14 protein-coding genes and 1 tRNA gene are annotated in these 15,359 nt (G+C 43.3%); 6 read left to right on the forward strand and 9 right to left on the reverse strand.

Going from position 1 to position 15,359, the window contains the following annotated elements; all coding sequences use genetic code 11:
• Positions 1 to 48: 48 nt before the first annotated feature.
• Positions 49 to 549, forward strand: a complete 501-nt coding sequence (locus tag ACOOFG_RS00200) for a hypothetical protein (RefSeq protein ID WP_420421628.1) — start codon at positions 49 to 51, stop codon at positions 547 to 549.
• On the opposite strand, the gene ACOOFG_RS00205 is transcribed toward ACOOFG_RS00200, so the two are convergent.
• From ACOOFG_RS00205 to ACOOFG_RS00215, 3 genes are all read right to left on the reverse strand, one after another.
• Entirely contained in the window at positions 531 to 980 is a 450-nt protein-coding gene (locus ACOOFG_RS00205; protein ID WP_420421629.1) for a hypothetical protein, read from the reverse strand. The two genes, ACOOFG_RS00200 and ACOOFG_RS00205, sit on opposite strands and share 19 nt — an antisense overlap.
• On the reverse strand, positions 980 to 2,170 hold the full coding sequence (locus ACOOFG_RS00210) for a hypothetical protein (RefSeq protein WP_420421630.1): 1,191 nt from the start codon (positions 2,168 to 2,170) through the stop codon (positions 980 to 982). The genes ACOOFG_RS00205 and ACOOFG_RS00210 overlap by 1 nt, the downstream gene beginning before the upstream one ends.
• Before the next feature lie 95 nt (positions 2,171 to 2,265).
• Positions 2,266 to 4,026: a hypothetical protein gene (locus tag ACOOFG_RS00215; RefSeq protein ID WP_420421631.1), complete on the reverse strand. Its 1,761-nt coding sequence runs from the start codon at positions 4,024 to 4,026 to the stop codon at positions 2,266 to 2,268.
• A 95-nt stretch (positions 4,027 to 4,121) separates the two neighbouring features.
• Here ACOOFG_RS00215 and ACOOFG_RS00220 point away from each other — a divergent pair, with 95 nt between their 5' ends.
• From ACOOFG_RS00220 to ACOOFG_RS00230, 3 genes are all read left to right on the forward strand, one after another.
• A complete protein-coding gene (locus tag ACOOFG_RS00220; protein ID WP_420421632.1) occupies positions 4,122 to 5,216 on the forward strand; it encodes a CDP-glycerol glycerophosphotransferase family protein in 1,095 nt (364 codons plus the stop codon).
• On the forward strand, positions 5,179 to 6,291 hold the full coding sequence (locus ACOOFG_RS00225) for a CDP-glycerol glycerophosphotransferase family protein (protein ID WP_420421633.1): 1,113 nt from the start codon (positions 5,179 to 5,181) through the stop codon (positions 6,289 to 6,291). Before ACOOFG_RS00220 ends, ACOOFG_RS00225 begins: the two co-directional genes overlap by 38 nt.
• Before the next feature lie 291 nt (positions 6,292 to 6,582).
• Positions 6,583 to 7,683 carry a CDP-glycerol glycerophosphotransferase family protein gene (locus ACOOFG_RS00230; protein ID WP_420421634.1) on the forward strand — a complete coding sequence of 367 codons (1,101 nt, stop codon included), beginning with the start codon at positions 6,583 to 6,585 and terminating at the stop codon, positions 7,681 to 7,683.
• On the opposite strand, the gene ACOOFG_RS00235 is transcribed toward ACOOFG_RS00230, so the two are convergent.
• From ACOOFG_RS00235 to ACOOFG_RS00250, 4 genes are read right to left on the reverse strand one after another with little or no spacing between them, the layout of a single operon-like run.
• Positions 7,628 to 8,260 (reverse strand): ABC transporter permease, encoded by a 633-nt coding sequence (locus tag ACOOFG_RS00235; protein WP_420421635.1) that lies wholly within the window; start codon positions 8,258 to 8,260, stop codon positions 7,628 to 7,630. The genes ACOOFG_RS00230 and ACOOFG_RS00235 overlap by 56 nt on opposite strands.
• The gene (locus tag ACOOFG_RS00240) at positions 8,257 to 9,237 is read right to left on the reverse strand and encodes an ABC transporter ATP-binding protein (RefSeq protein ID WP_420421636.1); all 981 of its coding nucleotides are present in this window, start codon (positions 9,235 to 9,237) and stop codon (positions 8,257 to 8,259) included. The genes ACOOFG_RS00235 and ACOOFG_RS00240 overlap by 4 nt, the downstream gene beginning before the upstream one ends.
• Positions 9,234 to 10,385: a rod shape-determining protein MreC gene (locus ACOOFG_RS00245; protein WP_420421637.1), complete on the reverse strand. Its 1,152-nt coding sequence runs from the start codon at positions 10,383 to 10,385 to the stop codon at positions 9,234 to 9,236. The genes ACOOFG_RS00240 and ACOOFG_RS00245 overlap by 4 nt, the downstream gene beginning before the upstream one ends.
• On the reverse strand, positions 10,382 to 11,584 hold the full coding sequence (locus ACOOFG_RS00250) for an aromatic amino acid transaminase (protein WP_420421638.1): 1,203 nt from the start codon (positions 11,582 to 11,584) through the stop codon (positions 10,382 to 10,384). The genes ACOOFG_RS00245 and ACOOFG_RS00250 overlap by 4 nt, the downstream gene beginning before the upstream one ends.
• Positions 11,585 to 11,685: 101 nt before the next feature.
• On the opposite strand from ACOOFG_RS00250, the gene ACOOFG_RS00255 reads away from it, so the two are divergent.
• Both ACOOFG_RS00255 and ACOOFG_RS00260 read left to right on the forward strand, forming a co-directional pair.
• Positions 11,686 to 11,758: transfer RNA gene (locus tag ACOOFG_RS00255), tRNA-Ala, on the forward strand.
• 80 nt (positions 11,759 to 11,838) lie between these two features.
• On the forward strand, positions 11,839 to 12,951 hold the full coding sequence (locus ACOOFG_RS00260) for an Lpg1974 family pore-forming outer membrane protein (RefSeq protein ID WP_420421639.1): 1,113 nt from the start codon (positions 11,839 to 11,841) through the stop codon (positions 12,949 to 12,951).
• 157 nt (positions 12,952 to 13,108) lie between these two features.
• On the opposite strand, the gene ACOOFG_RS00265 is transcribed toward ACOOFG_RS00260, so the two are convergent.
• Complete coding sequence (locus ACOOFG_RS00265) at positions 13,109 to 14,149, reverse strand: Lpg1974 family pore-forming outer membrane protein (protein ID WP_420421640.1); 1,041 nt, start codon at positions 14,147 to 14,149, stop codon at positions 13,109 to 13,111.
• Between the two features lie 93 nt (positions 14,150 to 14,242).
• Positions 14,243 to 15,139 carry an Lpg1974 family pore-forming outer membrane protein gene (locus ACOOFG_RS00270; RefSeq protein WP_420421641.1) on the reverse strand — a complete coding sequence of 299 codons (897 nt, stop codon included), beginning with the start codon at positions 15,137 to 15,139 and terminating at the stop codon, positions 14,243 to 14,245.
• Positions 15,140 to 15,359: the final 220 nt, after the last annotated feature.

A 15,359-nucleotide genomic window follows, 5' to 3' on the forward strand; every position in this document is an offset into this window, starting at 1 on the left:
GAAGTGCGACGGCCGGGGGAGAGAACGAAGGGTGCCAGGGAGAATTGTATGTCTAGTTCGAAAAAACGACAAGATTCAAGAAAGCATGCAGAAATGCAAGAGCTTCTCAAACAAGAGATTAACTTGAGCCATGAAATCTTGAGTCAAATGAGCCAGCAAGAGTATCTCATGTTAATCGGGGAACTTGAGATGCGTCAGCAACTAGACTATGACCTCAAGCCACTTGTAAAGCAGCTTAACACACTCGAGAAGAAAAGAAACATTCTCACAGAGGAGCTTCTTCACCTAGCTCCTCTGCATTCTACCCTGGCAGATCTTCTAGATCCCACCGATGAGGCCGACGCAGAAACGCTAATTCTGTTAGAAAAATACCAAATACTTGTCGAAAAGATCAGTGGCCAAGAAGAGCGCAACAACAGTCTGCAGCAAATGATCCAAAAAGAAGGAACGCTTGATCCAATGAATCCAGCGCTCCGCTCACACATGATTTACGATAGCAAGAGCCAAAAGTCCTTGCTCATCACAATCGACTACTCAAACAGGCAATAAGTTAGCTTATCAAAATTATCTTTCGGGGGCTCCAAATGTGCGGATCGTTTTTGGAGTCTCTCTATTTCAGTCGCAAGCTCTTTAGCTTGTTCAATTTCATCTCGATCCAATCGAGCCTGAGCAAGAACCATTAAAACCTGACAGTAGTGATCATCATCTTCTTTTTCCCAAAGTGTCGATTGATATCTTTCAAATGACGTGAACAAAGTTTCTGGATTGATATGCGCTTGGAATTTCATATATTTAAGGCGATCCTTAACACTAAGACTTTCGAGCTCGTTTTCTAAATCTGCTAAGATTTGCTCGACATTTTCTATTTTTCCTGCTTCAAGTAATAAATCTACAACCAAGAAAAGCATATGAGTTTTAAAATAGGAGAATGTTTTAGCACACTCTAGTAAGTAATCGACCTCGAGATTTGAGCCTCGCATTACCTTAACAACCTGAGTAAAAATTCACGCTTCTGAGACTCATCAGACAGGCCTGTAACCCCATCTAAAGCTTTTTCTAAGTAAGTTCTCGCATCATCTAAATTGTTTTCATGAACAAAGTGCCCGACTAAAAGGATGTATGCTTCCAGCCTCACATAATCAGTTGAAGACGGATCTTCTAAGATATTAATTCCAGAGCACTCGACTAAATTTTTGGCAATGTCATCTTGCTTATTAGCCATCGCAGTGCGCAGCAAATAGAGGTATAAGCTTTGATCCATGAGGTCGATCAAACCATCCACACCATCTTCAGGATCGTGGGAGTCTGTTGGAGCTTTGCATTCAGGAATCTCTGTGTCACCAAATCTGTTTACGTATTTCAACCCATAATTCAAAAGCAGTAAAACAAAATCTTTATCCGCATGTCCTTCATCTTTCAATTTTATGAGTTTTTGCATGCCTTCTTTTGAGGGTGTGACATTTCTCATTTTCTCTAAGATGACTTGCCAGGCTTGGGCCTTAGGATCGAGTTGGATCTTCTTCGCAACTATTGCCACTTGGGTTTCTATTCGTAGACTTTCATCTTTGATGCTGTCAGCACAATTTTCTGCTTTTTCGATGTTTGGAGGCTTTTGTGTTAAATAAGACTCGATGAGTTTTACTTTCACCTTATCTATAATTGTTACCGCAGTTGTAAAATCAACATATGCATAGTTCTTTAGGTCAGATCGTCTCGATTCAATGTTGTCCGCTTGTTCAATGAACTTCTCGGCATCTGAAAGTTTTGCATCTGCTAGCCGACGTTCAACTTGAGTACAGAGAGTTTTCACTTCTTCTTTGTACTGATTGCTGATACAAGGATGCGCCATTTGCGCCGCAATAAACTGTGTAACCATGAAAACCGCAGTGGCGAGTAAATTCACTCGAAAGGGAAGCCCTCCAACATAACCTCCAACAAAAACCATTACGGGTGAAAGGTAAATCAGTGCTTTGGTAAGTTTTTCACCACACACGCTCTTAAGAGATTCCAAATATATCGGGTAATACGTTTGAAAGAGTGTTGTGGCGGTCATTCCTCCTAAAGACGAATAAAGAGCTCTTGCCGGAAGGTTCCTCCCACCCAAATAATAGAGCGTTGCTGCTGTGACAACACCCATTCCGATTGTAATCGTTTTATCTGTTGATAGCATTGTTTCCCTCCAACACTAATTTTTAGAAAAAATGATAAAAGAAATGAGACTTTATTTTGGAAGCCTTTAAAGGCTTCCAACTTATTAGCATCAAATTAAATAAACCCAAATCGACGGGCAGGGATGCGTGGCCATGATTTAAGCTGCTCAACTTTAAGCCTGACCCACGGCTCATCTTGCGTGATCAGTTCAAAGAGTGCATCTGCTTGATCATACTCTTGACGCTTCAGTCTCGCTTCTGCAAGGGTGAGAAGCACTCTTGTACAAGCCGATTTCTCTTTAACAACTTCTGAAAGCTTTGCAGCATCTCCACAGACAACAAAGAGGGTTTCTGGGGCGAGAGTCGCTTGAATCTTTGCGTACTCCTGCTGCTCTAGAGGAGATAATTCTTTAAATAGAGGCGTCACTTTTGCTAGAGCTCTTTTCGCTAACTCTTTGTTACCATCAAAGGCCTTTCTAGCAAGGACTAAGTAACTTTCTTCGTGGTGTTGTGGGAGTTTTTCAATGGTGTCAAATGCTCCATCTAAATCAAACTTGAGTTGAACACTGAGAAGCGCAGCAAACCATTTTTGGCGAAAAGCAATTGCATTGACTACTCGATCTTCCATATCTTTTGGATAGGTAAAGGTCGTTATGAAGTCGGAAGCTTCCTTTAATTGCATTCGCATTTCTTCTATCTGGTCATCTTGACCTAAGCGATGAGCCAAATCAAGTTGGGCTGCAACTCGTCTTTGATAGGTGAGTTTCTTATGCTTCAAAAACTGCTTTGCTTCAGACCACTCTTCGAGCCTTGCTGCATTTACAACCAAATTGTACAGGATGTCGCTTTCAGGAGATTGCCCATGGACTGGGATTTGACTGTTGAATACCCCTTCGGATGGGCGGAAGTTATACCAAACCCAAAAATCCATATCACTCACTTCTGCGTGTTCGATAAGCTCACTTGCTTTTTTCAGAGCAAGCTTCGCAATTTCGAAGTCATCTTTCTCAATTGCTTTATTGAGCAATGTAAGTAATCTTGTAATGTCTTGCTCATGTCCGCCCACTTTCGGAATCAGTTTTTTCACTTTATTCAAAAGACTTGATTTTTCATATTGAACTGCAATTTCAAACATCAAAACCAAGAGACTTGTCGAATCAGAATCAATAAGAGTTTTGCATGTCCCAAGTAGCTCGAGAACTTTTGTCTCATCTCCATTGGTCTTGAGTAAATGATCGATGATTCGCTTCAATGCTTTGAGCTTTGTTCTATTGGAGTGAATCGCAAGGGCCCATTTTTCTGCGTCTGCGATTTTAGGAGTTGAAAGTTCTAAAAACGCCTGTGACAAATCGCTTTTACAACGGTCAGAAGTATAATCTCGATGGGATTCGTTTCCGGAAGCTGTCCTTTGTTTCAAAAGGTCTTCGACTTCATCAAGCTTTTTAGCAGCATCCTTTAATAGTCCATCTTTAACCGCTTTTTCTACATCTCTACAAAGAAGTTCGGAGGCTGAGGAGAGTTGGTCATTTACCATTCTGGAAGTGATGCTCGAAATAAAATGCTGGGAACCAAAAAACATTGAACCGGCAAAAAGATTGATGTCACGGGGCAAACCTCCAACGTAGCCGGCAAGCAAAATGACACCAGGGTAAAGCCATGTCACGGCCTTTGTGAAGTTATCGCCGAATGTTTCACGCATTTGCGTATGATAGTTTGGATAATAGGCTTGAAATAAAGTCGAGGCAGCGACGCCACCCGCAGTCCACTGCAAAGCACGCGTTGTCACCATTGGTGCCATATCTTTTAGAGAGATGTAAAGAAAGGCCGAAAGAACCGCACTTGAACCGAATGTGAAGGCTTTGTCTGCTGAAACCATAAAAAACTTCCCTGTAATAATTTGGATCAATTATAAGAAGAAGCCTTTTAGATTTAAATCTTTATTTTTTTAAAAAAAATCGTTACATCACAAGTATGACAAAGTACTCCTGCTCAGGACTTATCTACGGTCCACATGCCCACCATTTAGACCACTTGGCAGTCCTCTGCATCCTGCTCGATATCCCCCTCATCGTGACCGAACCAGAAATCGAAGAGCAAGCGAATCGCTACTATCCCCAGCTTGTCACATTTTGCATGGAAAGTCTGAGTTTAGCTGAGCAAGTCACCCGAACATATGATGTGATTTTTTCTTCTTTGCCCAAAGATTTATTCGATCAAATTTTCTTTGTTGCAGAAAACATGCAAAAGAAAAAACTTCTAAGTATTTGGGTTCCCCATGGCAACTCAGATAAAGGGCACGCATCTTACTTCATGGAAGGGCTGATTAAAGAGAAAATCGCTCTTGTCTACGGACAAAAGATGATTGATTTCTTTATCCAAAAAAAAGTTTACGACCAACTCTACGCAGCAATCTTACTTGGAAACTACCGCTGGGAATTTTACTCTGAGCACAAAGTTTTTTACGACCCACTTGCGCAAAAGGAAGTCTTTTCGAAACTTCCGCAAGGGGAAAAAACCATTCTTTATGCTCCCACGTGGCAAGATGCAGAAAACTCATCGTCTTTGAAAGAGGCTTGGCCTCTTTTGCTCGAAAAACTTCCAGACCGTTGGAATCTCATTTTGAAACTACATCCGAATGCATTGCAGCAGCCTCATGAAGTTGAAAAAATTCACCACTTAGCCGAAAAGAAAAAAAATGTTTTAGTCCTCGAATCTTTCCCCCCCATTTATCCTCTCTTGAATGGCATCGATATTTACCTAGGCGATATGTCATCAATTGGGTATGATTTTCTCACGTTTAAGAAACCCATGTTTTTCTTAAACCAAAACAAACGGGATGTCGCAATAGATAAAGGACTTTATCTTTTCCGTTGTGGTGTTTCACTTAAACCTGAAGAGTACGCAAAAGTCTTTTCTTTGATGGAAGAAGACCAAAGTCGGTTTCAAAAAATTCAAGAAGAAGTGTATGCCTACGTCTTTGGAGAAAAACGGACAAAAGACGAACTCAAACAAAAGATTGTGTCAACCTATGAACGATTCCTCGAAGACGAATTTCACCTCTTCTGAAAATGTCTGTCTTGTTTCTGCAGATTTTTCACTGAATCATCTGGATCATTTAGCTGTGATTGGATACATCATGGATGCACCCATGGTGTGTGATACTGAATTGCTGTATGAAACAACAAAAAAATACTATCCGCAAGTCAAGCCAATTCACATCCACTTTCATCAACAGATTTTGGAATACTTGGCCTTGCATCACAACCGGCTCTTTTTTTCCGTCGCCCCATACCGCAAAGATCTTTCCCCATTACTTGAAGCCTTCTATGGAAAGAAGATGGAGTTTTGGTACTGCCCTCATGGAAACTCTGATAAAAGATTAAAACATTTTGAATTACAAGAATACGCTCTCATCTATAGTGATCAGATGGAAGAACGCCTCATTAATGAAGGGTATATGCCTTTTCTGAAGTCATACATCCGAACAGGAAATGTGCGTTTTTCTTTTTATCACAAGTATAAATCCTTTTACGACGACCTAGTCGAAAAAGAGGTGTTTGCTAAGTTTGTCAAACCTCAAACAACGTATTTATACGCTCCCACATGGCAAGACCTTGACCACTCTTCTTCTTTTTTTGATGCTTCGATTCCATTGCTTGACGAGCTTCCCGATTCAATTAACTTGATTGTGAAAATGCATCCTTGGCTTGAGCACCATCAGCCAGGACATGTGAAACTCATTCAAGAAAAATACAAAGATCGGCCGAACATGGTGATTCTTTGCCAATATCCTCTTGTGCTTCCGATCTTAGAGCGAACAGACCTCTATATTGGCGACTTTTCATCAATTGGTTACGATTTTCTTCGCTATGACCGTCCGATGTTCTTTTTTGATTCTGAGAAGAGGAAGCGTTCTCATGAAAACGACACTCAACTTCATTCTTGCGGCACTGTCATCCCTACTGATCAATATATGCAAGCCTTTCAGTTCATCGACAAGCATCTTAAACAGCAAGAAACCCTTTCTGAAAAAAGAAAAAAGCTCTACCACTACGCATTTGGTGAAGAACTTTCATTTGAATCAATTAAATGTGCGCTACAAGATAGCGCCCCTGCTTCTGTAACTCCGGGTTATAGCTAAACTGATTTAAAATTGGGTCATTTAAGCTACAAGTAATACCATTTCGGAAAAATAAATTACAGAATTAGCGCAGAGGTTTTCGAGGGAAAATTCAGTTTGGAGATTGATGCTAACCACTTGTTGGTTAGCGAAATCGAAAACTCAATTTTAACCGAAAAAAGTCCAGCTATATTCACTAAGTTATTTTTCCGAAATGGTATAAGTTGGTTCTGAAGAAAACCTCAGTCGGTTTCAAAAAATTCAACAAGAAGTGTATATCTACGTTTTTGGAAAAAAAAACCTAACGGTTCCTTGAAGACGAATTCAATCCCCTCAGAAAATGTGTGTCTTGGTTCTGCAGATTTTTCATTGCATCATCTGGATCACTTAGCGGTGATTGGATACATCATAGACGCGCCTATGGTGTGTGACGCAGAATTATTATATCAAACAACTAAAAAATACTATCCGCAAGTCAAGCCAATTTACATCCACTTTCATCAGCAAATCTTAGATCATATAGCTCTTAATTATAGGCGGGTTTTCTTTTCAGTTGCTCCATACCGTATAGATCTTTCTCCATTAATTGAAGCATTCTATGGAAAGAAGATGGAATTTTGGTACTGCCCTCATGGAAACTCTGATAAAAGATTAAATCACTTTGAGATGCAAGAGCACGCATTTATCTATGGTGATCAGATGGAAGAGCGCCTCATTAATGGGGGGCATATGCCCTATATGAAGTCTTACTTGCGAACAGGAAACGTCCGCGTTTCTTTTTATCATAAGTTTAAATCTTTTTATGATGACCTTGTCGAAAAAGAGGTCTTTGCAAAATTTGCCAAAGCTCAGACAACGTATTTATACGCTCCTACATGGCAAGATTGTGAATATTCTTCTTCTCTTTTTGATGCTTCGATTCCTCTGCTCGACGAGCTTCCCGATTCAATCAATTTGATCGTTAAAATGCATCCTTGGCTTGAGCAGAATCAGCCAGGGCATGTGAAACTCATTCAAGAAAAATACAAAGATCGACCGAACATTGTGATCCTTTGTCAATACCCTCTTGTCCTTCCAATCTTAGAGCGAACGGACCTCTACATTGGCGACTTTTCATCGATAGGCTATGACTTTCTCCGCTATGATCGGCCGATGTTCTTTTTTGATTCTGAAAAAAGGTTGCACTTGCGCGAAAATGACTCTCAGCTTCATTCGTGCGGCACTGTCATCCCTACTGATCAATATATGCAAGCCTTTCAGTTCATCGACAAGCACCTTAAACAGCAAGAAACCCTTTCTGAAAAAAGAAAAGCGCTCTACCACTACGCATTTGGTGAAGAACTTTCATTTGAATCGATTAGGTGTGCGCTGCAAGATAGCGCCCGAGCTTTAGCAGCCCCATATCAAAAATAATGGCCAGCAAAGCGGCTGGAATCGTTCCTGCTAAAACCAAATCCACTTGAATCGTTCGCAAACCTTGGACAATCAAATCACCTAATCCTCCAGAACCAACTAAACTCGTAAGAGTCACCATCCCAACTGTTGTCACAAAGGCGATGCGCACCCCAGTGAGTAAAACGGGCAAAGACAAGGGGAGTTCCACGTAGAAAAAGATTTGGCGGTACGTCATTCCCATGCTACGCGCCACCATTTTTAGCGACGGACTGACCTGTTTAATCCCTGTATATGTGTTAATGAGAATGGGCATCAGCGCATAAAGCACAAGCACGATTGCAGAAGGCAAAAAACCGGTTGTCGGCAAAGGCAAAATGGCCCGCATGACTGCAAGTGTGACAACGATGAGCGCTATGAGCGCGAGTCCCGGAATGGTTTGAATCATGGCGGTCAGGCGCATGATCCCACTTGCTACACGCTCACTCTTCAATCGCGTCAGATAAATCCCTAAGGGAATCGCAATGAGCATCGCAAAAAATAAAGAGATAAAAGTGAGCTCTAGATGTTCCCAAATTTTGATAAATAACAAATTCACTTTCCGCTCCGCGCTTTAGGGGTTTCCATCAAAAGTTCGAGAACTTCATCGAGTAGTTTTTCTTTTTTCAGTTCCCCTTGGTAACGAGAGCCAGTAAATACGGGCAGACTTTTTTGACGCGTTTCTCGAAAGAGATTGAGAGCTTCGAAAAAGGAGCTGTGCGTGTCAAGCCGCTTGACATTAGGCACCACTTCATGGTGAGTTTCTTTTTCCACATAGTCAACAATGGGCTTAGTCAAAAGCGACAATTGAAACCGATGTTTCCCTACAAACTGATCGGCAAAAGCTGATGGGGGATTTTCAATGAACTCACGTGGTGTTGCGATTTGCACGAGTTTTCCTTTGTCCATTAGCGCAATGCGATCTCCAATGGCAACCGCTTCAAACAAATCGTGTGTGACAAAGATCACTGTTTTTTTGATTTTCGTTTCAAGATCTCGAAATTCATTTTGCGCCTGTTCACGTGTGATGGGATCTAGAGCGCCGAAGGGTTCATCCATAAGTAAAATAGGAGGGTCTGCGGCTAATGCTCGTGCGACTCCTACACGTTGCTGTTGCCCGCCACTCAATTCTCTTGGATATCGCTTCCGAACAACTTTAGGATCCATTCCAAAAATAGTGAGAAGATGGTCCACTCTCTCGTCAATTTGACTTTCAGGCCACTTGAGAAGTTTGGGAACAATCGCAATGTTCTCTTCAACTGTCAAGTGAGGAAAAAGGCTAATTTCTTGAACGGCATAACCAATTTTTCGCCGCAGCTCAATCAAGTCTTGCTCAAGGATATTTTCTCCCTGCACAAAAATTGACCCTTCGTCGGGGTCAACAAGGCGATTGATCATTTTAAGAGTCGTTGACTTGCCACATCCACTCGTGCCAAGCAAGACGAGAGTTTCTCCCTCATTGACACGAAATGACAAATTTTCAACAGCATATTTCTTTTTCAAGACCCGTTTCGAAACACCTTCAAAAACGATCATTTGAGTTCCTCCCGCATGACTTCCAATGAAGGGAGAACTACGACAGAAGAGATGCTTTCGATTTCACTCGCGCAAAGTTTTGCTTCAATCGAATAGGTGGCTTCGCCTTCCTTTAATGGCTCCACTTTGGAAACAAATGCTACTGGAAGATCTGCAGGGAATATCCCATCCATCCCCGTTGTCACAAGTAGATCGCCTTCTTGAATGAGTGCAATGCCCCCATCTTGAATTAAATGGCTATACGGTTTCCCAGTGCGCAGTTCACGCGCTGGCCCTTCCGAGTCTTCAAAGTCATAGTTAAATCCAACACCTTTTAAGACGGGTGAGCGTGAGCGCCAGAGCGGCGAGCTCGTTCCAAAAAGTTCTCCTTTCGCTAGATATTTCGTTTTTGCATCTTTTTGAAGCCCTTCCTTAAGCTCACCTAATTTTTCAGCGAGGATTTTTTCTTGTTGCGTCGGAAGCAACTCATTTCCTTGCAAGGCGAGTTCTAAAGCAAGTTGATCTACAAGCTGCAACATCTCACGTTTTTGGGCAGTTCCTCGTACCACTCGCACAGACACCACTAGAGAAGAGTCGGTGACAAGCCGGACGCGACTTTGTTTTTCCCCCACAGCTTCGATAATGCCGATGAGGTGCTCTCCTGATAAAACGGGGCTGTTCTCACTCACAATTGTAAACCCGACCGCCTCATTGTCCCGCCTGCCCACATCGATCCATACTGAGCTGCTCCAAGCAGAAGGCTGACGATAAACCACCTGTGCAAAAAGTGATTTCGCTTCGAGTTCAAGCCGCGTTTTTAAATGGGTTTGACGTCTCACAAAAAACGGGTCTGTCAATTGATGTTTAAGGCTTTTAAAGTGAGATTCAATTCGATCATCTGAAAGGAGTCGTTTTTTCAGCTGCTCATTTTGACGCATGAGTTTGGCATTTTCAGCTTCGAGTTTCAGCACTTCTTCATCGCGAGATTCTTTACTCATACTGGGAGTGATAACAAACGATTGGCCAAGTATAGACATCTTTTTCCAAAGAGGATGGCTGAGGCGCACAGCTCCCGATTGAAATGGAGCAATCACAAACGAGGGAAGATTCAAACACCCGAATAAAAAAAGAGCGAGAAGAACGTAAGGGCGGTAGCTTTTTCGTTTCATGTGAGATTGACAATGTCTACGATTGCATCGACAACGTAGGCAACGTTTTTTCGATTCAATCCCGACAAGTTAATCCGACCACTTTGCGTTAAATACAAACCATATTTCTCAACAAGCTGGTCAACAATTTCGTTTTTTAAACCTAGCATCGAGAATAAGCCGTGACGGTTTTTTAAAAAACCAAATTTGTTCGTACCCACCTTGTGTTCCAGTGCATCAACGAATTCCCCACGCATTTCATTGATCCGATGACGCATGTCCGTGAGTTCATCAAGCCACATCTGTTTAAGCTTTTCATCGCGCATGATAATCGCAACCAAACTTGCTCCATGACGTGGAGGGTTTGAGAAACACTCGCGAATCACTTGCTTTAAAACCGTCGCACTGCGCTTGGCAGTTCCTTCATCTTTCACTAACGCGTGCAATGCTCCAGTCCGCTCACCATAAAGCCCAAAAAACTTTGAAAACGAATGCGCCACAAACAGTTCATGGCCCATTTCAGCAAAGTGACGGATCGGCCACGCATCTTCTTCGACCCCTTGAGCAAATCCCTGGTAAGCAAAATCAAAAAACGGAATGAGTTTACGTTTCAGCATGAACGTGCAAAGCTCTTTCCATTGCTCTTTTTCTAAATCACATCCCGTCGGATTGTGACAGCACGCATGAAGTAAAACAGTGCTTCGTTCAGGAGCTTTTGCAAGAGTATCAAGCATCCGATCAAAATCAATTGAATGGGTTTCATGGTTGTAATAGGGATAAGTCTTGATTTCCATCCCACACGCTTTAAAGATTCCTGGATGATTAGGCCAAGTGGGATCGGACATGTAAATCTGCTTGGTCACTTCTGCGCTCAAGATCTCACCACCGATTCTCAAGGCGTTCGTTCCGCCTAAACTTTGCACTCCCATAAACCGCTTGCATTCACTTTTTGCAAACTCATCTCCAAACACGAGCGCTCGACTTGACTGAACAAAATCCTCCTTGCCCCCCATTGGAAGATAAGCTTTATTTTTCTCGACCTCAAGCAGTCGCTTCTCCGCTTCCTTCACCGCCTCCATCGTGACGGTTTGCAAATTTTCGTTGTGATAGATCCCAACAGTCAAATCGACTTTACATTCTCTAGGGTCTTGTTTGATGATTGCCCCCAACCCAAATATCGGATCTGGTGGGAGGGCTTCGACGTGCTCTAAGATACTCATCCATCACTCCGCATTTTTAAAAGCCCTAGCATACACTGACATTTCACTTAGAAACAATTGAAAAATATAGGGAAAAGCTAGTACCATTACTGTCCTCATTTGGGGCGTTAGCTCAGTTGGTAGAGCGCAACAATGGCATTGTTGAGGTCAACGGTTCGACTCCGTTACGCTCCATTTAAACTCATGTGACGATCTAGGGATACTCAGATGAGTGTGTATAGGCCGTCATTTGGGTTTTAATCCCACGAGGTGACATGAAAAAATTTCTACTTCTTCTCTTCCTCTCTATCTCTCCACTCTTTGCCGAAAACGCTATGCAACTTTTCGAAGAAGCAAAACAGCGCAAGTTTTGGTGCTTTGAAGATCGGCAAGAAATGATCGAAGCAGAAGCTTCCTTACTTTACCTCACCTCAACGATTAGCTCGCCTTTCTCAAATGAACTCCTCCTCCTTAACTCCGCTCTCTTCCCCCAGTTTACCGACATCCTCGACCTCAAAACCAAGGCCGTCGACCCCGAATACAACGCCGGTTTTCAAACCGAGCTCCGTTATCATGTCCCTTCTTCGAACCACCTTCTCGTCGGAACTTACCGTTATGTTCACAACGATGCCGACGGACACCTTAAACGAAATACCACCACCAATTCACCTGACGGAATGGTCCAACAAAATATCCAAAACGACCGTAGCAGCCAGCACGTCCACCTCCACACCGCTGATCTTCTCCTACGCCACATTTACAACGTCACAAAAACCGCCGTCTTTTACATCTCAGCCGGCCTTTGCTTCAATGACATCCACTACCACTTCACCTTTCATAACGATGATCAAATTCTCAACTCCAACATTGCTGTTCCCTCTGTCACTCCCATTTCCACAACTCTCGACTTGAGTGGCCACCGTAAAATCCGCATCTGGGGCCTCGGTCCCAAAATTGCCTTTGGCTTTGAGTACAATTTCCTCCCAATGACTTGGAACCACAAATTCAACTTTGATGTTGGCTTTGAGTTTTCCATGCAGTTCTCCAAAAAATGGGGACGGGGCAAATTCCGCGGCCAAGGCACCCAAGTGGGAACCATCACTTACTCCACTAATTTCATCCGCAATTGGGAAGACTCTCCCGAGTTTGCGCTCCTTCCCAACCTCAACCTCGACACCAAACTCCAATACCAATATTGCTGCAGTAAAACTGTGATCCTTGGCTTGACAGTGGGCTACCGGATCCTGACATTCTGGGATATTTACGATCTCAACCGGGAAATCAACTATAGAATGGAAAAGTCTCAACCCGTCCTTGCCGCCCAGCTTCGTGAAGAAGACTCTGTTGGCTTTTCAGGCCCCTACTTAAGCATAAGCCTCTCTTACTAATCGAAAAAATCACAATGAAATGAATATAGGGACTATGAGTTGCAACCGCCCCTATGAAAAACAGTATTTTGAGAGAATCATCTCGTTGGCTCAAAATACTGCAAAAAAATCGGAGGGAGGAATTGTGTCTCCTTACCCTAGCCCGATTGTAAAACAGCTAAAACTCGAGTTTGGCTTTGAAGGTGACGCCGTAAAAGGTGATGTCGTCAGCATAGCGAACGACTTGAAGCCGATTTTGCACGGTGTCATCGAGTTGGAGAGCTTGATTTTGACGCCAGAGGTAAAGGGCTTCGTAGCTTAAGGAAACACCAAAGTGGTAACTTTTAGTGTAGATATCCCACCCGAGGCCTAGGGCAAAGTCGACTTGTGGAGAAAAGAGATGTGTGGTGCCATGAAGGTGAATGGCGCTCATCGGTGTCAGGGTTTCGGTGTGCTTGACTTCGTACTTACCGTAGAGGAGCGATCCACCGGCATTCATGAGGAAACTAAAGCCATAGACGAGGTGCCATTGGGTTCCAAAGGCTAGGCGAGCCCCGGTTCCTTCAAAATCACAGAGGTCTTTCACTTTGTAGGTTTGGTTGGGTGCAACTGTGTAGTGGAGTCGCTGTTCTTGGTCGATCCAGTTGCGTTTGGCTCCGATCGAAGTGTAGGTGTTTAAAAAGCGGCTGATTGAGTAGGTACGGCGCAGTTCGACGAGAACTTCGTCGTAAGAAAGGTCGTAACTAGAGCGGGCTTTACTTGAAGGAGTTAAAAAAGCTCCTTTGAGGTTAATGAGAATGGTGGGAAGCCCTGCTGTTTGGCTGTCGGTTTGGTCGGTTGAAAACCAAGTTCCGCTGCCAACGAACTCCCATCCAATGCCAGGGAAAGTAATGCCAAGAGCGGCGCGGGCTCCCCAGCCCCAATTGAAGCTGTGGTCATCCATGTCACTTGATTGGGGAAGGTTAAGGGCGTTGCCGATGAACTTGTAGGCGTATTCGGTGCCTCCAACTTTAGGGTGCCAGTAAAGGAGATCGCCTTGAACAAAGAGGCCGATCCACCCTTTTTGAAAGTTAGTGGGAACAAAGTTGGCGCCAAATGTCTGGTTTGCTGTTTCGGTTGAAACTTGCCCCATTTCTTGCTTCAGCATGGAGACCCGTTCCTCGAGACTGGCACCGAAGAGAGTGATAGGTAGTAGCAGTAAAATCCAAAGTTTTTTCATCGTCCATCTCAATGTAGGTGGACATGTTAGGACGTGTTGGGGTTTAAAGCAAGAACCCTGGGAGTATAAAGCCGCTTTACATTAGTTTTAAATCTAAAAGTCTAGCCTTGCTGAGAAGGTGATGCCATAAAAAGAGACATCTTCTCCTTTGCGGTCGTAGTCGAGGCGCAGAGGCCTAGGGTTATTGGCGCCAAAGAGGAAGTTGTTCGGGTTCAGCATTTGGTTTTGGCGGAAGTAGTATTGGACTTCATAGCCAAGTTTTACGAGGAGGTAGACTCTATCGTGGTGAAAGTAACGGCCGTAAGAAAGGCTTGAGTACATTTGAAAAAATGAGGTGAAGTGGTGCTTATTTCCAATGAGGCGGATATTGGTGATGTCATCAGAAGCATTGGGAGATGACTTTTCCCTTTGAGTTACTTCATCGTACTCATAGAGGAGGGCGCCAGATAGTTCACTAAAGAGGCGGAAACCATCTGCTAAGAACCATGATCCTTGCACGCCAACTCGTGGACCAATGCCATCGGAATCTGAGCGAGAGGCGGTTTTGTAAAACTCTCCGACGAGTTGTCCTTGTTGTTGAAAAGGACTGAAAAGAAATTTAACTTTTTCTCTTAAGTGCATGCGCATGGCCTTGACTCCCATGTGAGGATGCAAGGATAAACGGCGGCTGATAAAGTAATTGCGACCAAGCTCTAGGTCGAGATTTAAATAGAGAAGATGAAAGTTCGATTTGGCGTGTTGAAAGTTTCCTCCAAAAAATCCAGCAAGAGCAAAAACAGTTGCTGGGGGAATTTTTCGCGTGCCAGTTGTGTCATTATTGTGGAAGTACGTGAAGTTGAAGTAGAGGTCCCAGTTGTCATGGGGCACTTTGCCGCCTACTCCGGCGCGAAAGCCCCAATCCCATGAGAGATCATGGTCTTTAACACGACCTTTCTGAGGAAGTTGATTGACAGGGAAGTTTTTGGTTGCAGCGTATTCAGTTCCCCCCACTTTCGGATGCCAATAAAGAATATCGAGAGAGATAAGCAGGTGGTCATCCTCAATTCTGGGCTTGCACTTCGAAAAGAAGCGCCGTAGGCCCCCTCTGATGTCTGAAGGGAAATTTGGTCCATATCTTGTTCGAGCTTCTCCAACCGCTCATCTATTCCAGCAAAAAGTTGCGTCCCTAAAACCAAAAATAAGGCAAAAGTTTTTTTCATTGTTTTCCTAT

It is taken from the genome of Simkania sp. (assembly GCF_965215465.1).
GTDB lineage: Bacteria > Chlamydiota > Chlamydiia > Chlamydiales > Simkaniaceae > Simkania.